This window comes from Formosa sp. Hel3_A1_48 (genome assembly GCF_001735715.1).
Lineage (GTDB): Bacteria > Bacteroidota > Bacteroidia > Flavobacteriales > Flavobacteriaceae > UBA3537.
In genome coordinates, this window is sequence record NZ_CP017259.1 from 958,170 (window position 1) to 981,498 (window position 23,329).

Below are 23,329 nucleotides of genomic sequence, written 5' to 3' on the forward strand. Positions count from 1 at the left end.
TTTATTAATTAATTTAATACCTTCCTATTCTTATCCTAAAAAGGCGGGTGCAAATATAATTTTTAAAAATCAATTTACAAACTATTTATCAGCTTACTTTTAACGCTTCAAAACATTTAAAAATTCATTAAATTACATATATTTGGAACCGCGCTGTAACAAAATAGCTTTATGAGCGTCTTAATAACAATTAATTTTAAATAAAATCATTCAAATGAAAACTTATCTATGTGTTTTTTCTTGTTTGCTGGGTTCGGTTTTTGCTGTTTCGGCTCAAGAAGTAAAGTTTGAGGAATACGATTTAGATAACGGCATGCACGTTATTCTTCATCAAGACAATACTGCACCAGTAGTAACTACCTCGGTTATGTACCATGTTGGCGCCAAAGATGAAAACCCAGAGCGAACTGGATTTGCACACTTTTTCGAGCATCTTCTTTTTGAAGGAACTGTAAACATCCCTAAAGGAGAATGGTTTACTATAGTAACTTCTAACGGTGGGAGTAATAATGCAAATACAACAGATGACCGGACTTACTACTATGAAGTTTTTCCTTCAAACAACGTAGAGTTGGGCATCTGGATGGAATCTGAGCGCCTACTACACCCTGTAATCAATCAAGAAGGTGTTGATACTCAAAATGAAGTAGTAAAGGAAGAAAAAAGATTGAGAGTTGATAACAGTCCTTACGGAAAATTTCTAGAAAATGTAAAATTACACATGTTCAAAAAGCACCCGTACAAAGGAACAACCATTGGGAAAATGGAGCACCTGGATGCGGCAACCCTAGAAGAATTCCAAGCATTCAATAAAAAATACTATGTCCCTAATAATGCAACTTTAGTAATTGCTGGTGATATAGATGTACCTGCAGTTAAAAAAATGATTGAAGATTATTTTGGCCCAATTCCGCGCGGAGAAGATATTGTAAGAGATTTTCCAAAAGAAGATCCTATTACAGAACCAATCCGTGCAAAAGCTTATGATGCAAACATTCAAATACCAGCCATCATGGCCGCTTACAGAACCTCATCCTTTAAGGATAGAGACTCATACGTTTTAGATATGGTTTCAACTTACTTAAGTGACGGAAAGACCTCTAAGCTCTACAAAAAACTTGTGGACGATAAGAAAATTGCACTCCAAGCAGGAGCCATCAACTTGAGTCAGGAAGACTACGGAATGTACATCCTTTTTGGGTTACCACTAGGCGATACTTCTCTAGATACTTTGGTTGAAGAAATGGACGAAGAAATTGAAAAATTAAAATCTGAGCTCATTTCTGAAAGAGATTACCAAAAAATCCAAAATAAATTTGAAAATGACTTTGTAAGTTCAAACTCGAGTGTTGAGGGTATAGCCAATTCTTTAGCGCGTTACCACATGTTGTATGGAGACACCAACCTCATCAATAACCAAATTGATATATACAGATCCATAACGCGCGAAGAAATAAAAGCAGTTGCTAATAAGTATTTAAACGCAGATCAACGTCTGCTTTTGGAGTATTTACCAGAGTCTGCACAAGAATAATTCAAAAAAAGACATTCCTATGAAAACTAAATTTTATACAATTCTGGCCTTTTTATTTGTGACAGTAAGTCTTACAGCACAAATAGATCGTAGTCAACAACCTAAACCAGGTCCAGCACCAAAAATTTCGCTGGAAAAGCCAACGGAATATGAACTGAAAAACGGGCTAAAGATACTTATTGTTGAAAACCACAAGCTCCCACGTGTTTCTTACAATCTTACGATTGATAGAGATCCAATCATTGAAGGTGACAAAGCTGGTGTAACCTCTTTGTTGGGATCTATGCTAGGTAATGGAACCACAAACATTTCAAAAGACGACTTCAACGAAGAAGTTGATTTCTTAGGTGCTCGCTTAAGCTTTGGGTTCAGTGGTGGTTTCGCAAGTTCACTCACGAAATACAGTGATCGAATTTTACAATTATTAGCAGATGCTGCAATGAATCCGCTTTTGACAGAGGAAGAATTTGGCAAAGAAAAAGATAAACTCTTAGAAGGGTTGAAGTCTGAAGCAAAAAGTGTTGATGCCGTTGCAGGTCGTGTTGGAAGAGCACTATCTTATGGAGCTGAACACCCTTATGGTGAATTTGTTACAGAGGAGACCGTAAACGGTGTCAGTTTTGATGACGTCCAATCGTACTATAAGAAGTATTTTGGACCAAACGACGCCTACCTAGTTGTTATTGGCGATGTCAATACTAAAGAGGTGTACAAGCGCATCAAAAAATACTTTGGCAAATGGAAAAAAACAGCAGAAATCAATTCTAATGTCCCTGAAGCCAATGCCAATGTAGAGGCTTTGGAAATTAACTTCATAGATATGCCCAACGCAGTACAGTCGAACATCTCTATCACTAGCAATGTAAAACTTAAAATGAGTGATCCTGATTATCATGCAGTACTTATTGCCAACAAAATTTTTGGTGGGGGTTTTAACAGCTATTTAAATATGAATTTGCGCGAAGCAAACGGCTGGACTTATGGTGCGCGGTCGTCTGTTGGAACCGACAAGTATATTTCTAGATTTTCTGCTGGTGCCGCAGTTAGAAACGCCGTAACTGACAGTGCAATGGTCGAAACCATCAAAGAAATTAAACGATTCCAATCAGAACCCGTTGAAGCTTCTGCATTAGCGAATGCAAAAGCAAAATATGTAGGTGATTTCGTGTTGGCTTTAGAACGCCCAAGCACTATTGCTCAATATGCCATTAGCACAAAAATCAATGAATTACCAGAAGACTTTTATGCGACTTACCTAGAGAAAATCAACGCTGTTTCTATTGAAGATGTACAGCGTGTGGCCAACAAATATTTTACGGTCGATAATGCCCGTTTTATTATTGTTGGTAAAGGAAGTGAAGTGGTTGCAAATCTTGAAAAGCTAAACATTCCTATCAACTATTTTGATAAATATGCCAATCCAGTAGACAAGCCAGAGTTTTCGAAGCCAATTCCTGATGGTGTGACTGCTTTAACAGTCATGAGCAGCTATGTAGAGGCCGTTGGAGGAAAAGAAGCCATTGAAGCCGTTAGCACATTACTTTTCAATGCTGACGTCACCATTGAAGGTGCACCTTTCAAGCCCACTGCTGTTATTAAAAGCATGGCACCAAACAAATCTTCTATGGAAATGAGTATTGCTGGAATGGGCACCATCATGAAACAAAAATTTGATGGAACTACTGGTTATGCTGAACAACAAGGCATGAAACAGCCGATGACTGAGGAGCAAATTGCAGATCAAGCCAGTCAAAAAGGATTATTCCCTGAGGCACACTATACTGCCGAAGACATTGAATTGATAAGTTTAAGTGATTTGGACGGTACAGATGTATACAAAATCAAGGTGAACGGTGATAAAGAATCGTTCCGTTATTATGATGCAACATCTGGGCTACTCATAAGAGAAGAAAAGACTGAAGAAGCACAAGGACAAACGATAACTTCCATCGAAGATATTTCGGATTATAGAGCAGTCAATGGGGTATTGATTCCTTTTGGACGAAAAATCTCTACAGGACCACAAGTCATCAGTATTAACGCTAGTGAAGTACAAGTGAATTCTGGTGTAACCGAAGAAGATTTTAAATAAAATATTCTCTAATTCAGATTAAAAAAAGACCGCTATATGCGGTCTTTTTTTATTGACTTTTTATTTGCCAAATAGACGCCAACCAAAATCAACAGCGCTGCAAAACCTTGAAATAGATCAAAAACTTCGCCGTCTAATACACCCCAAAAAAGAGCGACAATAGGCATCAAATAAGTAACCGAAGAGGCAAAAACTGGGGTCGAAATCTGAATTAATCTATTGAACATCACTTTGGCCATAGCAGTGCCAAAAAGAGACAGTAAAACCACGCAGCCAAGCGCAGGTAAAAAAGTGTCATTTCCCAATGCTGTAGCGCTTAAGCCTTCGGAGAATAAAAGCACAAGGATTGCAGGAAAAAGAATAACAACAAAATTGGCTGTTGCTATGGACAGTGGGCGAACATTTTGTAAATGCTTTTTAATGATATTTACATTGGCGGCATACATTAGTGTTGCCAAAATAATTAAACCAGCAAACCAATAATTTTGTCGCGGATTGAGTTCGGCACCTTCAAGAATGAGTAAAACTGCACCTAAAAACCCTAGCAGAACTCCAAAGGTCTGTATGCGATTGGATTTAATATTAAAAATGACAAGTCCAATAATAATCGTATTCAAAGGCACCAAAGAATTTAATATCGAAGCTATAGTACTGTCTACCTCTGTCTCAGCAAATGCAAATAAAAAAGACGGAAAAAAGGTGCCTAGGAATCCCGAAAGAGCAAGCCATTTCCACTCTTTTTTTTGTTATATTTTTCAAAGAATTATAACCAGGAATAAAAATGAACAAGGCAGAAATCACGATTCTAAAACCTCCCAATTGCAAAGGACTAAGTCCAACTAAACCCTTTTTGATGAGAATGAAGGAACTTCCCCAAATCAGCGATAAGACAATCAGAAGACTCCATTTTTTTAGATTTTGATTGGGCATTAATCTTTTTTAAGGCCGCAAATTAGATTAATTTATATCAAAAAAGAGTTAAAAAAATAATAACTTTATGCCCTATTAAAATTAAAATCATGAAAACTCTAAACTCAATTTTGACACTATTGCTATTAATCTGTTTTGTGTATTCCTGTAAAAATAAAACTGAGGTTATTACAAAAACAGTAGAAAATGGCAAAACTGAAGCCGTGAGGGTTGACCAAAAGCAGATGAAAAATGCTAATGATTTAGAAAATTTTACCGCAGCAAAATTTACTATAAAGGGGATGACTTGTGAAATAGGTTGTGCGAAATCTATTGAAAAAAAATTAGCCAAAATGGATGGCATGTACAAGGCTAAAGTGGATTTTGAGATGGAATTAGCCACTGTTGAGTTCGATACAAAAAAAATAAGCACCGAAGACCTAATTTCAACTGTCAAGTCGGTAAGTGATAGTTATTCTACACAAGACGTGATCATTATAAAATAACTGTTTTTGGCGGTTAAAGTAAAGCCAGCAATTAGGTATTCATTAGCGTTTCAATTTCTTCTATTTCAATCGGGATATTTTTCATTAGATTGATTGGGGCACCCTTGGACTGAATTACCACATCGTCTTCTAATCTAATACCCATGCTTTCTTTCTGAATATATATGCCTGGCTCTACCGTGAATACCATATTGGGAACCATTGGTGTTTTTAGTGCACCAAAATCATGCGTATCCAAACCTAAATGATGCGAAGTGCCATGCATAAAATATTTTTTGTAGGCAGGCCATTTTGGGTCTTCATTTTGAACATCAGATTTATCGATAAGCCCTAAACCCAAAAGCTCAGAGGTCATAATTTTACCAACTTCTCTATGGTATTCTTCCCATATCGTCCCAGGTACAAGCATTTTTGTGGCTTCGTTTTTCACATTTAAAACTGCTTGATAAACCGCTTTTTGACGTGCCGTAAAATGACCACTAACCGGGATAGTTCGCGTCATATCGCTGGAATAATTTGCATATTCTGCACCTACATCCATAAGCAACATATCCCCAGCCATACACTGCTGATTATTTTGAATGTAATGTAAAACACAAGCATTAAACCCTGACCCTATGATAGGAGTATACGCAAAGCCCTTAGATCTGTTTTTAAGAAATTCATGCGCATATTCGGCTTCAATTTCAAACTCCATAACGCCGGGTTTGACAAACCCGAGCACCCTTCTAAAGCCCTTTTCAGTAATGTCACAGGCCTTTTGAATCAATTCAATTTCTTCAAATTCCTTTACCCCGCGAAGAGCCTCAATTATTGGAAAACTGAGGTCCACTTTGTGGTTTGGAAATTTTTCCTTTGCTCGCTTAATGAAGCGATCCTCTCGAGTCTCCATTTCCACTGCTTGACGATAGTGGTTATTATTATTAAAATACAAAGTTTTAACCTCAGCCATAAGTTGTTCAAAAATACCCTCAAATTCATCCAACCAATAAATCGATTGTACGCCAGAAGTCTGTGTAGCTTGTTTTTTGTTGAGCTTTGCACCCTCCCAAATGGCAATATGATCATTGGTTTCTTTTAAAAATAAAATCTCCCGATGGGCTTTATTTGCTGCACTAGGACACAAAACAAGAATACTCTCCTCTTGATCGACTCCACTCAAATAAAAAATATTACGGTGTTGCTGAAAAGGAAGTGTACTGTCAGCCCCAGTTGAAAAAATATCGTTAGAATTAAAAACCGCTATGGAATTGGGGGCCATTTTAGCAGCAAATTTCTTCCTGTTCTTAATGAATAATTGAGCGTCAATTTGCAGGTATTTCATAGACAATTGTTTTTTTCAAATTTAAATATTTTCATATAAATCTACGAAGATTTTAAGCATTTAGAAAAAAAAGAAAATACAAGTCTATTTAAACCAATTCTTAATAAAAAAATTATAGCAAATCTTATTGTCTAAAACCGCTTCGTGTAGTACCTTTGCTTAGTTATAAAATTTTTAATCAGATGAGTGGATTTTTAAAGTCTTCAATTGGGCGAAAAATAGCCATGGCGCTTTCAGCTTTTTTCCTTATGGTGTTTATTTTACAACACTTCGCAATTAACATTTTATCTGTTTTTAACCCAGATCTCTTTAACGAAGCTTCACATTTTATGGGGAACAACCCTTTGGTGCAATTTGTATTACAGCCGGTCCTAATTTTCGGCGTTGTTTTTCATTTTGTGATGGGGTTTGTTTTAGAGTTTAAAAATAAAGCTTCGCGAAATGTTAGTTATGCCGTAAACAACGGGAATGCCAATTCAACTTGGATGAGCCGTAACATGATTTATAGCGGAGGGTTTATTCTAATTTTCCTCGTGATTCATTTTATAGATTTTTGGATTCCAGAAATCAACACAAAATATGTGTTGGGAGATTCTTCTGGTCTTTTAGCCGATGGCAGCGACTACCGCTATTTTGAAGAACTACAACACAAGTTTATCCCTCTTTGGCGAGTGCTTTTATATTGTGCTGGTTTTGTGTTTTTATCGCTCCACCTTTTGCATGGGTTCAGTTCTGCCTTTCAATCTGTTGGGGCAAACAACAAATATACTCAAGCACTGAAAGGATTCGGAAAAGCATATGCGGTACTCATTCCTCTTGGCTTTATAGTAATTGCTTTGTTCCACTTTTTTAATAATTCGCACTAAAACTATACCCTTATGGCTTTAGATTCTAAAATTCCACAAGGCCCATTGGCAGATAAGTGGACCAACCATAAAAATAAAATTGACCTTGTCAATCCAGCCAACAAACGATCTATTGATGTTATTGTTGTTGGGACTGGTTTGGCAGGAGGTTCAGCCGCTGCTACATTGGCTGAATTGGGCTATAATGTTAAAGCCTTTTGCTTTCAAGATTCGCCAAGGCGTGCGCATTCCATAGCAGCGCAAGGAGGCATCAATGCTGCAAAAAATTATCAAGGAGATGGAGACTCAACATACCGCTTATTTTACGATACAGTAAAAGGCGGCGATTATCGCTCGCGTGAAGCCAACGTTTACAGACTGGCCGAAGTATCCACAAATATCATCGACCAGTGTGTGGCTCAAGGAGTGCCTTTTGCCAGAGATTATGGAGGGCTTCTAGACAACCGCTCTTTTGGTGGAGTTCTTGTCTCGCGAACTTTTTACGCCAAAGGACAAACAGGGCAGCAGCTATTGCTGGGTGCCTATTCTGCGATGAACCGACAAATTGGACGAGGAAAAATAAAAATGTATAACCGCCACGAAATGCTGGATGTTGTAATTGTTGATGGGAAAGCGCGTGGAATCATCACTAGAAACCTTATTACTGGAGAAATAGAACGTCACTCCGCACATGCCGTAGTTCTTGGAAGTGGAGGGTATGGCAATGTCTTTTACCTTTCTACCAATGCGATGGGGAGTAATGTTACCGCTGCTTGGAAGGCACACAAAAGAGGTGCATACTTTGCAAATCCATGTTACACTCAAATCCACCCAACTTGCATTCCTGTTTCTGGAGATCATCAATCCAAATTGACACTCATGTCCGAGTCACTACGGAATGACGGCCGTATTTGGGTCCCTAAAAAACTAGAAGACGCTAAGGCTGTACAAAACAAAACATTAAAACCCACAGCAATTGCAGAAGAGGATCGCGATTATTTCTTAGAACGCCGTTATCCTGCTTTTGGAAATTTGGTGCCAAGAGATGTTGCGTCCAGAGCAGCTAAAGAACGTTGCGATGCAGGCTTTGGCGTTAACGCTACAGGAGAGGCTGTTTTTCTTGATTTTGCATCGGCTATCATAAGGTATGGAAAAGAACAAGCCCATGTCAAAGGCCTAGACGAAAATGATGAAAATTTAGTCAATAAATTAGGTAAGGAAGTTGTAAAAAGTAAGTATGGTAACTTATTTCAGATGTACGAAAAAATTGTAGACGAAAATCCTTACGAAACGCCTATGATGATTTATCCAGCGGTGCATTACACCATGGGAGGCATATGGGTAGATTATAACCTTCAAACCACAGTGCCAGGTCTTTATGCTGTTGGAGAAGCCAATTTCTCGGACCATGGTTCAAATAGACTTGGGGCCTCTGCATTGATGCAAGGTCTTGCTGATGGTTATTTTGTGCTGCCCTACACCATTGGTGATTATTTGTCTGATGATATTAGAACAGGACCTATAACTACAGACAGTAAAGAATTTGAAGAAGCTGAAGAAAATGTACGCAAACAAATTGACAGCTTTATCAATAACAAAGGCACAAAACCTGTAGATTATTTCCACAAACGCCTAGGAAAAATTATGTGGAATAAATGCGGAATGGCAAGAAATGAAAAAGAGCTTAAAGAAGCCATTGAAGAAATTTCTGAATTACGCGAGGAATTTTACAAAGAGGTACTTGTTCCAGGAGAGGCTAATGAATTCAATGAAGAATTAGCCAAAGCTGGACGCGTAGCTGATTTCCTAGAGCTCGGCGAACTCTTCGCCAAAGATGCTTTAGTCAGAGAAGAATCGGCAGGGGGTCACTTTCGCGAGGAACACCAAACTAAAGATGGTGAAGCACAACGAAGAAAAGAATTTCAATTTGTCTCTGCCTGGGAGTACAAAGGCGCACCAAAAGATGCGATACTCCATAAAGAAACATTAGAATACGAAAATATAGAAGTTAAAGAACGCTCATACAAATAGAAGTTGCTATGAATTTAACATTAAAAATATGGCGCCAAAAAAACGCCAATTCAAAAGGTGAAATTGTTGAATACCCAATAAGTGATATTTCGCCAGACATGTCTTTTTTAGAAATGCTCGATGTTCTAAATAGTCAACTTATCCCTGCTGGAGAGGAACCTGTAGCGTTCGATCACGACTGTCGTGAAGGGATTTGTGGGTCTTGTTCATTATACATCAATGGTGAGGCGCACGGCCCAGACCGCAGAGTAACGACTTGTCAGTTGCACATGCGTAAATTCAAAGACGGTGATACAATTTTCATTGAACCTTTTAGAGCAAATGCTTTTCCGGTTGTAAAAGATTTAGTAGTTGACCGTTCAGCTTTTGACCGCATTCAACACGCAGGAGGATTTATTTCAGTCAATACATCTGGAAATACTCAAGACGGTAATGCCATTCCAATTTCAAAACACGCAGCCGATGAAGCCATGGATGCAGCTACCTGCATTGGGTGTGGTGCTTGTGTTGCTTCATGCAAAAACTCTTCAGCGATGCTGTTTGTTGGCGCAAAAGTTTCTCAATATGCTTTGCTTCCCCAAGGTCAAGTCGAGGCAGCCGATCGTGTCCAAAATATGGTAGCACAGATGGATTTGGAAGGCTTTGGAAATTGTACCAATACCGGTGCTTGCGAAGTGGAATGCCCTAAGGGAATATCGTTAGAAAATATTGCGCGCATGAATCGCGAATTGGTCAAAGCCAACTTGAAAGGTTAATCGTCCAAAACAAACTCAGCTACTTCATCCCAGTTTGCACGAACTTCCACAGGTTCTTCAGCATAGCTCACCCGCTCTGGTTGGATTTTTTTAAGAAAATTGCCTGAATCGTATTTACCATTTCCATTGGTGTCAAAAACGGCTCTTAGAAAATATATTCCAGGATCAATATTCTTAAAATCAATTGGGCCTGGACCTTTAACAATTTGCTCCTCCTCTACATCCCCATTGCTAGAAACAAATTGAACGATGATTGGGTACTTTGCATTGCGAAGATCAACTCGTATGTTGCCATAATCCGTCAAAAGCTTTGTTCTTGCATTCAAACGTAATGTGTCATTTTCAGCTCCGTAAAAATCCTTAAATGCACCAGGCAAAAATAATATCTCGTAATTATTTGCCTCTGTCACATCAAATTTTAAGTTCGCTATATTGGGCATATAATCATCCATAGACAACACACCCTTTATACCCAATGAGTCTTTGTCCATAATCGATGTTTTAGACTCATCCAACGCGCTCAAAGGAACAGTCGAGCGCAACTGCAGTGCAGTACCTGGCTTTAATGAAAGATTAACAGCTGTCAGCTCTAATGAATCTTTGTCCATTGATTTCATACGCACAGAAACTGTATCTTTTTGAGAAAGGTAAGACACTTGAAAAAGTAAAGAATCCGCCTCAAACTTTGGACGCATCCAATAATTTAAAGTATCTTTTTCAAAAGCTTTTGTTGTAATAGAACTAAATTCTTCTGGAACTTCAGACAAAATCTTTACGCTTAGACTATCTGGGCTACCTTCATAAGCAAAGCCTATTCTATTCTCAGCCAATTGGCGAGCTCTAGAAAATTTAAATTCTGGATCTTGATTAAACAACCTTAGCACATAGGCTGTGTCAGAGGGTACAGTGATAAACTGACTCCTGAAGCCAAATTTATCGTCTTTTGGCTGATAGATATAATTAGTGTTCTCTTCTTTTAATGCGGTCAACAAATAGGTCCCTTCTTTTATGTTTTCTATAGAAAATTGTGATAGACTATCCGTAACCGAAATATATTTTGGTTTCTTCTTAAAGACTATGGAATCGGTATAGGTACTATCGACCTCGTGCAACAAAACCGATACAAGTTCTGGTGTCTCGTACTCAAAGGCTTCTGTAATTAGCCCTTTGACTAAGAGAGAATCTATAACTGGACCGGTAGAAAAAACATATCTGTAAAAAGGATATGGATTCCCTTCGTTATTGTCTTCAATACTTTGCCCGAAATTAAAAGCGTAGGTTGTATTGGGCTGTAAAGTATCCAAAATCTTGATGGAAATATATTTACTTGCTGTACTGATAGGAGTCAGTACAGGCTCAGGATCCATTGGCGGAGACACAATGAGTTGTTTTTGAATATTTTTAAATTTAATGTATTCATCAAAATAAATTCTGATTTCATCAGAATCAAAATTTATTGAAAAATTGGCAGGCTCCTCTTTTATTATAACAGGTGGCGTTTCGTCTCGCTCTCCTCCACTAGCAGTTCCTCGGTTGGCACAGCGAAAAAAAACCAAACTGATAGCAATAAAAAATAAAATATTTGAAAAGGCCTTTGACATATCTGTTTTTTGAGCAATACAAAGAAACAACTTATTTTAATTTTAGCGAAACATAGAAGAGGCTATTGCGATAGTGGCTAAACTCAACTGTTTCGCCTCCGCATTCAGTAATACTACAGCACAAGCTTCTATAGTTGACCCAGTAGTAATTAAGTCATCAACAAGCAATACATGTTTTCCAATGACTAGTGTTTTATTATTAACCTCAAAAGAATATTTTACAGACTTCCAGCGCTCGGCCTTAGTTTGAAAAACTTGAGTTTTTACATGTTTAGTCTTAATCAATACAGAATCTTCAAAAGGAACATCAAAAACATTTGCAATTGCCTTAGCAAAAGGGGAAACTTGATTGTATCCTCTCTCTTTTAATCTTTTTTTATGTAGGGGAACAGAAACAACTAAGTCAATAGAATGAAATCGATTAGAATCCTTCATTTCAAGAGCTAGCCAAGTGCCCAAAGTTATGCCTATAGATTTTTGACGTTTGTACTTGAGTTTATGAAGTAAGGATTGGACGCGACTATTTTTTTCAAAATAAAACAAAGAAGTAGCCGCTTCAAAGTGAATACGTCCAAAAAAAAGACGGGCTAAAGGCTGATCTTTCTGAAAATGATAATTGGTAAGGGGTAGGTGATGACGACAATCCACGCAAATTTCAAGTTCATGATCGCGCAAGACAGACGAACACGCTTGACATTGAGGCGGAAAAAACAAATCGACTATATAATTCATCAAATCTATGGAGATAAGGGATTACAAATTTAACAATAAACTTATATTTTTTAATTTCTCGCTATTTAATTTGTGGGGGTTTTCTATTTTTGTGGCATGAATAACCAAGGAGATCATTTTAAAAACGTTATTTCTCATGCTAAAGAATACGGGTTTGTATTTCAAAGCAGCGAAATCTACGACGGGCTTAGCGCTGTGTACGACTACGGCCAAAACGGTGCAGAATTAAAGAAAAATATACGCGAATACTGGTGGAAAGCCATGGTGCAAATGAATACTAATATTGTTGGCTTAGATGCTTCAATCTTTATGCACCCCACAACATGGAAAGCTTCGGGACACGTTGATGCGTTTAATGACCCCTTGATAGACAACAAAGATTCAAAAAAGCGATACAGAGCTGATGTTCTTGTTGAAGATTATTGTGCTAAGATTGAGCAAAAAATAGAAAAAGAAGTTAAAAAAGCTAAAAAACGTTTTGGTGATGCCTTTGATGAGAATGAATTCTTAAAGACCAATCAACGCGTACTAGCCTATCAAGACAAAATAGAAACCATCCTAAAGCGTATGGCTAGATCCCTTGAAAATGAAGACCTAGCAGATGTCAAAGCTCTTATAGAAGAACTCGAAATTGCTGACCCTGTTAGCGGTAGCCGCAATTGGACAGACGTTAAGCAATTCAACCTCATGTTTGGTACAAAACTGGGGGCCTCTGCTGAAAGTGCAATGGATTTGTATTTACGACCAGAAACCGCACAGGGAATTTTTGTCAACTTCTTAAATGTTCAAAAAACAGGCCGAATGAAAATTCCTTTTGGTATAGCGCAGACGGGGAAAGCATTCAGAAACGAAATTGTAGCACGCCAATTTATCTTCAGAATGCGTGAGTTTGAACAAATGGAAATGCAATTTTTCATCAAACCAGGAACACAAGGAGAGTGGTACAAACATTGGAAAGAAAAACGCCTAAATTGGCATCTTTCTTTGGGTATGGGTGAAGAAAATTACCGTTTTCATGACCATGAAAAATTGGCTCATTATGCCGATGCTGCAGCCGATATCGAGTTTAGATTCCCTTTTGGCTTTAAAGAACTTGAAGGTATTCATTCCAGAACAGATTTTGACCTCAGCCAACATGAAAAACACGCTGGCAAAAAACTTCAATTTTTTGATCCTGAAGAAAATAAAAACTATGTTCCTTATGTCTTAGAAACCTCTATTGGTTTGGACCGTATGTTTTTAGCCGTATTTTCCAACAGCCTAAAAAATGAAGAATTAGAAAACAACTCCACACGCACAGTGCTAAAACTTCCTGCGGTCTTGGCTCCAACAAAAGCGGCGATTTTACCCCTTGTAAAAAAAGATGGGCTTCCAGAAATAGCCAAAGAGATTTTACAAGAACTACAATGGGACTTCAATGTTGCCTATGACGAAAAAGACGCAGTGGGTCGGCGCTACCGCAGACAAGATGCCATTGGAACTCCTTTTTGCATTACCATAGACCATCAAACTATTGAAGACAATACCGTAACAGTTCGCTACAGAGACAGCATGAAACAAGAACGTGTAGCTGTGAAAAATTTAAAAACTCTAATTGAAGATCATGTTTCTATGAAAAATTGGCTGAAAAATTGTTAACTCGATAGCAATTTTACTGCATAATTTAATTAAAAAACTTCCGCTTGGTTTATTTTAAGTAGTGTATAGTAATTGTATTGTTTTTTTTGAATACAGAATCGTTTGCATGTTATAACTTAGGGTCAAAATAATTTAAGCTAAATTTACAATCAATTTATAACAACTTTTCTTTGAAAAATATTCCTCAAAATTGGTTCCCCGTTATCTTACTTTTGTTTTTGACAACAAAGGGGTATACTCAACTTAATGCTGTAATTCTTGGAAATGCTTCTTCAAATGGGAATAATTGTTACACAATTACAGAAGATTTGACAACACAATTAGGAGGAGTGTGGTATAATAATCCTATTGATTTCGATGAAGATTTTACCATTTATTATAAAAATAATTTTGGTTCAAAAGATTTTTATGGAGCCGATGGGATGGCATTGGTCTTCAAGAGAACATCTGCTTTTACAATAAATTCAGCACTAGGGAATTCTGGCGGGGGTGTTGGATATGGTGGAATTGGGGATCTTATTGTAGAATTTGATACTTATAGAAACATTGGCGGAAGTACAGGAGTTGAAGATTACGGAGATCCCGTATATGATCACATTTCAATTATGACCAATGGTAATCCGAATCATAACTCTGCAACAGATAATTTAGCTGGCCCCGTACAACCAACAAGTACAACCACTAATATGGAAGATGGTGTGGATCATAATATTAAAATTGTGTGGACTGCTTCAACACAGACTTTTGAAGTGTTTTTTGATTGTGAGTTACGATTATCGTTAAATAGAGATATAAGAGGAACTATTTTTGGAGGAGACAGCACGGTGTTTTTTGGGTTTGTAGGTTCCACTGGGGGGCTTTCAAATCTTCACCAGGTGTGTTTTAATAGCATCTCTTTTGTAGATAATCTATTGCTGCAACCACAAACTATTTGCAACGGTGAGTCAGCACAAGTTGATGCTGAAATTCCCAGTGGAAACACTTATACTTGGAGTCCTAGTACAGGAGTAAGTGATGTAAATATTCCAAACCCAACTCTTTCGCCTAACACTACAACTACATACACGGTAACAATAGAAGACGAATGTGGCGAAGCTACTATAGAAAGTGTTGAAATAACAGTTACACCACAAAACACAACAACTTTTGACCCAATTGACCCTATTTGTGAGGGCGATTCAAATCCCTTGCCTGCAACAGACATCAATGGCATAACAGGAAGCTGGGCTCCAGACTTCGATGCAACCACGACTACAGATTATAGCTTTACCCCTGATCCTGGACAATGCGCCACAACGCCTGCGCCTGTTCAAGTCGTGGTAAACCCTATTATCACAACAACTTTTGACCCAATTGACCCTATTTGTGAGGGCGATTCAAATCCCTTGCCTGCAACAGACATCAATGGCATAACAGGAAGCTGGGCTCCAGACTTCGATGCAACCACGACTACAGATTATAGCTTTACCCCTGATCCTGGACAATGCGCCACAACGCCTGCGCCTGTTCAAGTCGTGGTAAACCCTATTATCACAACAACTTTTGACCCAATTGACCCTATTTGTGAGGGCGATTCAAATCCCTTGCCTGCAACAGACATCAATGGCATAACAGGAAGCTGGGCTCCAGACTTCGATGCAACCACGACTACAGATTATAGCTTTACCCCTGATCCTGGACAATGCGCCACAACGCCTGCGCCTGTTCAAGTCGTGGTAAACCCTATTATCACAACAACTTTTGACCCAATTGATCCTATTTGTGAGGGCGATTCAAATCCCTTGCCTGCAACAGACATCAATGGCATAACAGGAAGCTGGGCTCCAGACTTCGATGCAACCACGACTACAGATTATAGCTTTACCCCTGATCCTGGACAATGCGCCACAACGCCTGCGCCTGTTCAAGTCGTGGTAAACCCTATTATCACAACAACTTTTGACCCAATTGACCCTATTTGTGAGGGCGATTCAAATCCCTTGCCTGCAACAGACATCAATGGCATAACAGGAAGCTGGGCTCCAGACTTCGATGCAACCACGACTACAGATTATAGCTTTACCCCTGATCCTGGACAATGCGCCACAACGCCTGCGCCTGTTCAAGTCGTGGTGAATCCGATTGTTACTCCAACATTCGATTCAATTGATCCAATTTGTGCTGGCGATAGTATTGCGCCATTACCAACAACTTCCAACAACGGAATTACAGGAACATGGAACCCAGCAACCATTGACAATACAACAACTGACGTATATACCTTTACGCCTGATGCTGGTGTTTGTGTAATTCCTACAACGATTGAAATTACAGTTTTACAACAAATAACGCCTACTTTCCTGATAGATGATATTTGTATTGGAGAAAGTACTGCACAGCTTCCTGTTGTTTCAGAAGAAAATATTTCGGGAAGTTGGTCTCCATCAACGGTGAATAATTTGATAACAACAACATACACATTTACTCCAGACCCTGGACAGTGTGCAAATACAACCACTGAAACCATTAATGTCAATCCAATAAATACGCTTTCAATAGCTACAGAAAACACTTCTGCCCCGTTCGATAGCAATCAAATAATTGAAGTTACAGTAACTGGTGGAAGCGGAAACTACGAATACCAATTGGATGGTGGAATTTGGCAAAACAGTCCAGTGTTTCAAAATGTAATTGGATGTCAAGAGCACATTGTAAAAGTCAGAGACGAGGAGGGCTGTAGTAACGAACCTGAGTCCGTAGTCACTATATTGTCCTATCCGAAATTTTTCACCCCAAATGGTGATGGATATAACGATTTTTGGAACATCGAATGTCTTAAAAACCGTACTGGACTTATTTCAATTTTTGATCGTTTTGGCAAGCTCCTCAAACAATTTAAAACAACAAGCTCAGGATGGAATGGAAGCTACAATAACACTTTAATGCCGACCAGTGATTATTGGTTTATGGTACGTTATTTTGATGAAAATGGGCTTGAAAAGGAATTTAGATCGCATTTTACATTGAGGCGCTAAAGCTATAATATATTAAAAATAAGCTTTCAACTGAACTGTTCCTGAATGAATTGTACGGCTTGTTTCACTTTTTCTGCCAAAGTAACTTAGATTTAAATCTAAAAATTTAGTCAATTTTTTTTGAGCAATTAAATTCCAAGTGAAGTTGATTCCTGGTTGAAGCCCCTCCATCATTTGATAAGCTACAGGGGTGTTAGCATCTCCTTGAAAGAGATTTGAAAAATAATTGAATTCCGCTGTTACAGACGCCTTTTGATTTTTAGTCATCACAGCAGAAAGGCCTAATTTGTGCTGCGTTAATTGTTCTTTTGCGCGAATTAAATTGTCCTTAGTTTGAAATTGATAAAAAATATCAAAACGCTTGTTGTCGTCTAGTAAATAAGAAATTTTTGGATTCAATAAAAACTGATCTAAATCAAAATTCTTTGAAGAATAATTTTCACTCTCAGACTTGTTGTTTTCAAGATTAGTTTGAATATTTAACAACCACTGCTGTCGGATTTTATGGGTGAAATTTACTTGATGCGCAAATCTCTTTTGTGCAATAGTGCCAAATGAGAGTACATTGTTTAGCTCTGATCCAGAAAAACTATAAGAAAAAGTGAAGTGTTGTTTCCCCCTGTTAAAAAATAATTGATTTCGAAAATTGGACTGCAAAGCCAATTGATTGTCTAAATCGGTTTGAAGTGGGTTTAGATTTATACTTTCACCGTCGTTCCGCTGTTTACGATCGATCAAAAATGTAGTTTGATTGTAAAAATGAGCCCAAAAACTTTTAGTTTTGTTCTTAGAACCGCTCCATTGTATAGGGTCAAATGTTAGGGTCTGACTCAAGCGATTTTGATGGGTTCGAATATACAGCTGATTTGGTAAAAGTACGCGGATATAAGTGGCTTGGTCCTGAAACTGAGCTACTTCAAACTCTTCCAATTCTTGAATACCATTGTTGTTGTAATCGAACCATACATAGCTTCCTTGTCCTGGTTCAACCGCTACATAAGTAAAGTCTTGCTGCGGGAGGCGGCCCGAGCTCGTTTCATAAACAGTTTGCCATTGGACTAAATTTTGTGCGAACTTTTGATCATAAGATAATCTAGAATTGAGGGTTTTTTGTTGAGCTCTTTGCTGGTCCTTAGGATGCAATATCCTATAATTCAAATAGGTCCTTAAGTTGGAATTTTGATTTTGAACAATTTGCGCGTTTAAGTAATAAGTATCAGAAGAATTTATGCGTTTGAGGGTGTTGTTTTGAACACTATCATTTAAACGTTTTATGTAGCCTGCTTTTACAAAAACTTTTGTTGAATCACCAACGCCGACAAAAGCTTCATAAGCAGTGAACCGCTGACTTTTCAAATCTAATATATTTGATGGAAGTTGAGTGATTTCGTTTTGCTCAGTAGAAAACTTTACTCCAGGCCAAATCATTTTTGCATCATATTTAAGTTCAGAAAGCGAACGAAAAAAGGTTGATTTAGACTGAGCTCCATCTGTATTCAACAGACTTGTATTTGTTCTAAATTTAAAAGAGTTAAATTCGAGATTAGCATCCAAAATATGGCGATTCCCATTAAACCTTTCAGAAAAATTAAGATGTTGAAATTGGTAGCTAATGTGGTTCATCTGTTCATTGCTGTAGGATGCTCCAGCGGTTACAAAAAGCTGATCTCCTAAATCTGCTATGACCTGATTGCTGGTGGGCAGTTCTAAATTCCAATCTCGATTAAATTCTGGACTATACAGCCCTTCAAGATTTCTAAAGTCTTTTTGTATATAGTCAAGTTCAGAGTCCACACGTATTTGCCATCCCTTCGTGGTTTTAAAAAGTTGTTGCTCCAAGGCATAGCGTGCAGCGATGCCATCATTATCTTCATCTGAAATTCCTGAAAACATGTTCAAGTCATTTTTACTCGCTGCTAATTCAAAATTCAAAGTTGTTTTTTCGCTGGGCTCATAAGTTCCATTGAGCACAGCAAGCTGCAATTGTACTGGCGCAACCAATTGGATAATAGGGGCATAACTCCCTTGTTTTTCTCCTGAGATAGGGGGAACATAGGAATAAATATTAGAAATTGCTGCTGAATTGGATACTATGTAATCTCCTTGTTGTGCTCCAACAAATAAAAAATTGACTTGATATAAATTGTCCTCTGGATTGTTTGAAAATACAAAAACTTCCGTACCCTCTATAATTTCTTTCTTGTATAAAATCCTATTTTCACTAAATTCAGCAGGACTAGCGGATGGGGCAATCATAAGTGAATTGTCATCCCCAGCATTGGCAAGAATACTCACCTGATCTGAATTTAAATTTTGTTGGAGAGGCTGATTCTTTAAATCATTCTCATTATAAAAAGATAAACCAAATTTTAATTTATCGGCATCATACTCAGCACCAGCATAACCTACAAATCGGGTGTAATTGCGTTCGCTATATTGGTAATCAACAGTAATCCGCATTTCTGAAGTAATAGGATAAGTCGGATTGAAAACAAGCTCACCCGCATTGTAATCAATTAAATAATCCTTTGTTGCGCCACGCTCTAGTGGAACGCCATTGACATAAACTGTCTCACTTCCGGAAACTACTAAAACAAATAACTCATTGTTAGGTCCTTTGAGCTTATAAGGGCCCTGATTACCTTCTTGAGCATTAAACTGACTAGTCACAAACTGCCCACGAACTAGCGCTCCAGAAGCATACGCCTTAATCTTGGCTTCTTGATAACTAAATGTGGACGAAACTGAAAGGCCTTGAACTCGCTTAGAAAATGCCCCAAAATAAGAACTATTGTTTTCTAAATCTATATCCCCTGCACGCAATGCCCATTGATCAGTAAAAGCTTCAATAAAAACTTGATCAAACTCATCTAAACGCTGCGAATATCCACTTTGTTGAAGCGGTATATTTGCATCCTGAATAGAAGCTCTTAAAGTTACTTTTTCGCTTATTTTACCACTAATCTGTAAATCCAATTCACTGTTTAAAACTGAGTTTTGGTTGTTGCCAATAGTCACACCCCGCGCGATACTTCCTGAAGTCGAGAGGCCATCAAATGGCGCCACACTTGTCGTATTGTTTGGCGTAGATAATTGATATAAATTTTGCAATACCCCAGTAGAGTTAACAATAACAGATTGATCAATTTGCTTGTAGGTTTTAGTCAAAAAACTGGGGTAATTTAAATAAGAAACTTGTATGGAATCTGTCAGCTTGGGCAGTATATTAAATTTCAGCTGAGCTTTGTTAAAGTCAACTGTATACAATGTAGAATCTATTATTTTGCCATTTTTATCTGCAACATTAAAGTAGGAGGGATTAATACTTAGGCTGTCTAAAACAACAACATTGCTTAGAGCAAATTTTTTAGTTTGAAACAAGCTATTTGCTTCCTGCGCCACAGCAAAAGAAGATGAAAATAGGAGTACAAAAATGAAGAACCTATGCATGTTTAGCTTAAACTAAAAAAAAAGAAAAATATTTTGTTGATACTTTTCTATAAATCTGTAAAAATTATTTAGTGTAAAAGTAAGGCTTTAATTATTTTAGCTGAAATAATCAATTCTATCTATGAAAATTGTTTCTTATAATGTCAATGGGATTAGAGCCGCACTAAAAAAAGGCTTTTTGGAATGGCTGGTGGCAACCGACCCTGATGTGATTTGTTTACAAGAAATAAAAGCCCAAGAAGAACAGTTAGATCTTGGGGTTTTTGAATCTGCTGGATATCCCTATAATTACTGGTTTAGTGCTCAAAAAAAAGGATATAGTGGTGTTGCTATTTTATCCAAAATAAAACCAAAAAACATAGTTTATGGCACTGGAATTGAATCCATGGATTTTGAAGGTCGTAATATTCGCGCTGATTTTTCTGATATTTCTGTCATGAGCATGTACTTGCCTTCAGGAACTAATATTCAGCGCTTAGAACATAAATTTGAATATATGGATCTACTCCAAAATTATGTTGACGAATTAAAAAAAGAATTGCCAAATCTTGTGATATGCGGCGATTACAATATATGCCACGAAGCGATTGATATTCACGATCCCGTTCGCAATAAAAATGTATCTGGATTTTTACCTGAAGAACGAGCATGGATGACAAATTTTTTAAAAAGTGGTTTTATTGATGCGTTTAGAGCCTTGAACAATGCACCCCATCAATACAGTTGGTGGAGCTATAGAGCCAATGCACGTGCCAATAACAAAGGATGGCGCCTGGACTATACATTAGTTTCGACACCTTTAAAAGAAAACATAAAAAGAGCCGTTATACTAACTGAGGCAGTCCACAGTGACCACTGCCCTGTATTATTAGAATTGAATCTATAAAATTAAAATTATGCTTAAAAACCTCATTTTGTTATCCGTATTTGCACTATTAAGTACATCCTGTGTGTCCTCTAAACTATACAAAGAATTAGAAGGCAAATACAGTAATCTTAAATCAGATTATGATGAATTGTCTAGTAGTAATGACCAAGAAATTCTTCAAAAAAAAGAATTAGAACAACAACTCAGCATGCTTCAAGCATCGTTCGAGGACGTACAATCGGAACGCGATCTACTGCTGCAAGAGTTAGCGGCACTTCAAAAAAAATATGACAATTTAGATGCTGCTTACACAGCTTTAGAACAAAACAGTTCAAAGTCAATAGAAGAAAATGCACAAAAAAATAGAGAACTTCTTGCGCAACTTGAGGCCAAAGAACAAGCCCTTGCCGCGGAGAACGAACGCTTAATGCGCTTGGAGGCCGATATGCAAGAACGTGCCCAACGCATCGCAGAACTTGAAGCGTTAATTTCAGCTAAAGACCAAGCCATGACAGCCTTGAAAAATGCCATATCAAATGCTTTAACAGCATTTGAGGGCAAGGGTTTAACAATAGAACAACGTGACGGGAAAGTATACGTATCTATGGAAAACAAACTCCTCTTCAAGTCTGGATCCTGGGCTGTAGGTACTGAGGGTAAAAAAGCAATTCAACAGCTAGGAAAAGTCCTTGGTGAAAACCCAGATATAGCCGTTTTGATTGAAGGACACACAGACAACGTTCCTTATTCATCAGGTGGGCAGGTAGCAAATAATTGGGATTTATCGACCAAAAGAGCCACTTCAATAATTGCTATTCTGAGCCAAAACGAAAATATCAAACTTGAAAATCTGACTGCTGCAGGACGAAGCGAATTTGCACCAATTGCAACCAATGAAACAAAAGAAGGAAAGTCTAAAAATAGACGCATCGAGGTTGTCTTGACTCCAAAACTTGATGAAATTTCAAAATTATTGAATACTAACTAATGGAGTACACCAAATTACCAAATACCAATATTAAAGTCAGTAAAATTTGTCTTGGGACCATGACTTGGGGCAATCAAAATACTGAAGATGAGGGTTTTTCTCAAATGGATTATGCTGTCGAGCATGGGGTTAATTTTATTGATACTGCTGAACTATATCCAGTACCCGCTTCCAAAGAAACGCAAGGACGTACAAGCGAAATTATTGGAAATTGGTTGAGCGCACGAAACAACAGAGATCAGGTCATTATTGCAAGTAAGGTAGCTGGCCCTGGAGATTATACAGCTCATATAAGAACAACAGGCTTCAAGGGTAGTTCCATTGAAGATGCTGTAAATCTAGAACTCAAGCGGCTACAAACCGATTACATCGATTTATACCAATTGCACTGGCCAGAGCGTCAAACCAACACGTTCGGAATTCGGGACTTTACTCCAAACCCAAATGATCCTTGGATAGACAACTTTAATGAAGTCCTCCACAAATTAACTAAATTGGTAAACGCAGGGAAGATAAGAGCTTATGGGCTCTCTAACGAAAAAGGTTGGGGAAGTATGCGCTACCTAGAAGAAGTTAGGAAAGATAATTTACCAAAAATAAGTACTATTCAAAATGCCTATTCATTGCTTAATAGGGTTTTTGAGGGTGACTTGGCAGAAATATCAATCCGTGAAAATATGGGGCTTCTTGCCTATTCCCCTCTAGCATTTGGGGTTCTATCCGGAAAATACATTTTAGGCACAGCAGCAGACAATGCGCGCCTCAAGCTGTTTCCGCGCTTTGCACGTTACAGCAGCGTAGAATCTACAGAGGCCACAAAAGAATATCTAGCTTTAGCTAATGATTTGGGTATTTCACTCACCTCCCTTGCTCTAGCCTTTGTAAACCAACGACCATTTGTCACGAGCAATATTATTGGTGCAACTACATTGAAACAACTCGAAGAAAATATAAACAGTATTGAAATAAAGTTGAGTGAGGAGACTTTAGCAAGGATCAATGAAATTCACTCAAGGATCCCAAACCCTGCCCCTTAGAAGGG

16 protein-coding genes and 1 pseudogene are annotated in these 23,329 nt (G+C 37.9%); 11 read left to right on the forward strand and 6 right to left on the reverse strand.

Translation table 11 applies throughout. The features are described from left to right. Positions 1-214: 214 nt before the first annotated feature. Both FORMA_RS04390 and FORMA_RS04395 read left to right on the forward strand, forming a co-directional pair. Positions 215-1,534, forward strand: coding sequence for a M16 family metallopeptidase (locus FORMA_RS04390; RefSeq protein ID WP_069674509.1), 1,320 nt, complete (start codon positions 215-217; stop codon positions 1,532-1,534). Positions 1,535-1,553: 19 nt separating this feature from the next. After that, positions 1,554-3,626, forward strand: a complete 2,073-nt coding sequence (locus tag FORMA_RS04395) for a M16 family metallopeptidase (protein WP_069674510.1) — start codon at positions 1,554-1,556, stop codon at positions 3,624-3,626. A gap of 32 nt (positions 3,627-3,658) precedes the next feature. On the opposite strand, the gene FORMA_RS09405 is transcribed toward FORMA_RS04395, so the two are convergent. Both FORMA_RS09405 and FORMA_RS09410 read right to left on the reverse strand, forming a co-directional pair. Further along, a complete protein-coding gene (locus tag FORMA_RS09405) occupies positions 3,659-4,072 on the reverse strand; it encodes a DMT family transporter (RefSeq protein WP_335583346.1) in 414 nt (137 codons plus the stop codon). A gap of 129 nt (positions 4,073-4,201) precedes the next feature. Further along, positions 4,202-4,309: pseudogene (locus tag FORMA_RS09410) on the reverse strand (permease); the annotation flags it as partial. A gap of 336 nt (positions 4,310-4,645) precedes the next feature. Here FORMA_RS09410 and FORMA_RS04405 point away from each other — a divergent pair. After that, positions 4,646-5,041, forward strand: a complete 396-nt coding sequence (locus FORMA_RS04405) for a heavy-metal-associated domain-containing protein (protein ID WP_069674511.1) — start codon at positions 4,646-4,648, stop codon at positions 5,039-5,041. A 31-nt stretch (positions 5,042-5,072) separates the two neighbouring features. Here the strand turns inward: FORMA_RS04405 and FORMA_RS04410 are convergent, their stop codons facing one another. Beyond that, on the reverse strand, positions 5,073-6,365 hold the full coding sequence (locus tag FORMA_RS04410; protein ID WP_069674512.1) for an aminopeptidase P family protein: 1,293 nt from the start codon (positions 6,363-6,365) through the stop codon (positions 5,073-5,075). Between the two features lie 182 nt (positions 6,366-6,547). On the opposite strand from FORMA_RS04410, the gene FORMA_RS04415 reads away from it, so the two are divergent. Genes FORMA_RS04415 through FORMA_RS04425 form a run of 3 tightly spaced genes read left to right on the forward strand, consistent with a single transcriptional unit; the run spans position 6,548 to position 9,996 of the window. Then, positions 6,548-7,231 (forward strand): succinate dehydrogenase cytochrome b subunit, encoded by a 684-nt coding sequence (locus FORMA_RS04415; protein ID WP_069674513.1) that lies wholly within the window; start codon positions 6,548-6,550, stop codon positions 7,229-7,231. A gap of 12 nt (positions 7,232-7,243) precedes the next feature. After that, a complete protein-coding gene (locus tag FORMA_RS04420) occupies positions 7,244-9,241 on the forward strand; it encodes a fumarate reductase/succinate dehydrogenase flavoprotein subunit (RefSeq protein WP_069674514.1) in 1,998 nt (665 codons plus the stop codon). An 8-nt stretch (positions 9,242-9,249) separates the two neighbouring features. After that, complete coding sequence (locus FORMA_RS04425) at positions 9,250-9,996, forward strand: succinate dehydrogenase/fumarate reductase iron-sulfur subunit (RefSeq protein WP_069674515.1); 747 nt, start codon at positions 9,250-9,252, stop codon at positions 9,994-9,996. Here FORMA_RS04425 and FORMA_RS04430 read toward each other — a convergent pair. Together FORMA_RS04430 and FORMA_RS04435 are read right to left on the reverse strand one after the other, a co-directional pair. Then, a complete protein-coding gene (locus FORMA_RS04430; protein WP_069674516.1) occupies positions 9,993-11,597 on the reverse strand; it encodes an Ig-like domain-containing protein in 1,605 nt (534 codons plus the stop codon). The genes FORMA_RS04425 and FORMA_RS04430 overlap by 4 nt on opposite strands. 42 nt (positions 11,598-11,639) lie before the next feature. Further along, positions 11,640-12,329: a ComF family protein gene (locus FORMA_RS04435; protein WP_069674517.1), complete on the reverse strand. Its 690-nt coding sequence runs from the start codon at positions 12,327-12,329 to the stop codon at positions 11,640-11,642. Positions 12,330-12,425: 96 nt separating this feature from the next. On the opposite strand from FORMA_RS04435, the gene FORMA_RS04440 reads away from it, so the two are divergent. Beyond that, positions 12,426-13,967 (forward strand): glycine--tRNA ligase, encoded by a 1,542-nt coding sequence (locus FORMA_RS04440; protein WP_069674518.1) that lies wholly within the window; start codon positions 12,426-12,428, stop codon positions 13,965-13,967. Between the two features lie 170 nt (positions 13,968-14,137). Next, the gene (locus FORMA_RS04445) at positions 14,138-16,981 is read left to right on the forward strand and encodes a lectin-like domain-containing protein (protein WP_069674519.1); all 2,844 of its coding nucleotides are present in this window, start codon (positions 14,138-14,140) and stop codon (positions 16,979-16,981) included. Positions 16,982-16,993: 12 nt separating this feature from the next. Here the strand turns inward: FORMA_RS04445 and FORMA_RS04450 are convergent, their stop codons facing one another. Beyond that, complete coding sequence (locus FORMA_RS04450) at positions 16,994-20,431, reverse strand: hypothetical protein (RefSeq protein ID WP_069674520.1); 3,438 nt, start codon at positions 20,429-20,431, stop codon at positions 16,994-16,996. 121 nt (positions 20,432-20,552) lie between these two features. Between FORMA_RS04450 and FORMA_RS04455 the strand changes: the two genes are divergently transcribed. From FORMA_RS04455 to FORMA_RS04465, 3 genes are read left to right on the forward strand one after another with little or no spacing between them, the layout of a single operon-like run. Further along, on the forward strand, positions 20,553-21,317 hold the full coding sequence (locus FORMA_RS04455; protein WP_069674521.1) for an exodeoxyribonuclease III: 765 nt from the start codon (positions 20,553-20,555) through the stop codon (positions 21,315-21,317). A gap of 10 nt (positions 21,318-21,327) precedes the next feature. Beyond that, on the forward strand, positions 21,328-22,287 hold the full coding sequence (locus FORMA_RS04460) for an OmpA family protein (protein ID WP_069674522.1): 960 nt from the start codon (positions 21,328-21,330) through the stop codon (positions 22,285-22,287). After that, complete coding sequence (locus FORMA_RS04465) at positions 22,287-23,324, forward strand: aldo/keto reductase (protein ID WP_069674523.1); 1,038 nt, start codon at positions 22,287-22,289, stop codon at positions 23,322-23,324. The genes FORMA_RS04460 and FORMA_RS04465 overlap by 1 nt, the downstream gene beginning before the upstream one ends. Positions 23,325-23,329: the final 5 nt, after the last annotated feature.

Bases quoted from the DNA above. Each gene is read 5' to 3' on its own strand.
- FORMA_RS04425 (WP_069674515.1), top strand. From the start codon at position 9,250: ATGAATTTAACATTAAAAATATGGCGCCAAAAAAACGCCAATTCAAAA.
- FORMA_RS04465 (WP_069674523.1), top strand. From the start codon at position 22,287: ATGGAGTACACCAAATTACCAAATACCAATATTAAAGTCAGTAAAATT.
- FORMA_RS09405 (WP_335583346.1), bottom strand. From the start codon at position 4,072: ATGTATGCCGCCAATGTAAATATCATTAAAAAGCATTTACAAAATGTT.
- FORMA_RS04440 (WP_069674518.1), top strand. From the start codon at position 12,426: ATGAATAACCAAGGAGATCATTTTAAAAACGTTATTTCTCATGCTAAA.
- FORMA_RS04460 (WP_069674522.1), top strand. From the start codon at position 21,328: ATGCTTAAAAACCTCATTTTGTTATCCGTATTTGCACTATTAAGTACA.
- FORMA_RS04420 (WP_069674514.1), top strand. From the start codon at position 7,244: ATGGCTTTAGATTCTAAAATTCCACAAGGCCCATTGGCAGATAAGTGG.
- FORMA_RS04450 (WP_069674520.1), bottom strand. From the start codon at position 20,431: ATGCATAGGTTCTTCATTTTTGTACTCCTATTTTCATCTTCTTTTGCT.
- FORMA_RS04455 (WP_069674521.1), top strand. From the start codon at position 20,553: ATGAAAATTGTTTCTTATAATGTCAATGGGATTAGAGCCGCACTAAAA.
- FORMA_RS04410 (WP_069674512.1), bottom strand. From the start codon at position 6,365: ATGAAATACCTGCAAATTGACGCTCAATTATTCATTAAGAACAGGAAG.
- FORMA_RS04435 (WP_069674517.1), bottom strand. From the start codon at position 12,329: ATGAATTATATAGTCGATTTGTTTTTTCCGCCTCAATGTCAAGCGTGT.
- FORMA_RS04390 (WP_069674509.1), top strand. From the start codon at position 215: ATGAAAACTTATCTATGTGTTTTTTCTTGTTTGCTGGGTTCGGTTTTT.
- FORMA_RS04430 (WP_069674516.1), bottom strand. From the start codon at position 11,597: ATGTCAAAGGCCTTTTCAAATATTTTATTTTTTATTGCTATCAGTTTG.
- FORMA_RS04415 (WP_069674513.1), top strand. From the start codon at position 6,548: ATGAGTGGATTTTTAAAGTCTTCAATTGGGCGAAAAATAGCCATGGCG.
- FORMA_RS04405 (WP_069674511.1), top strand. From the start codon at position 4,646: ATGAAAACTCTAAACTCAATTTTGACACTATTGCTATTAATCTGTTTT.
- FORMA_RS04395 (WP_069674510.1), top strand. From the start codon at position 1,554: ATGAAAACTAAATTTTATACAATTCTGGCCTTTTTATTTGTGACAGTA.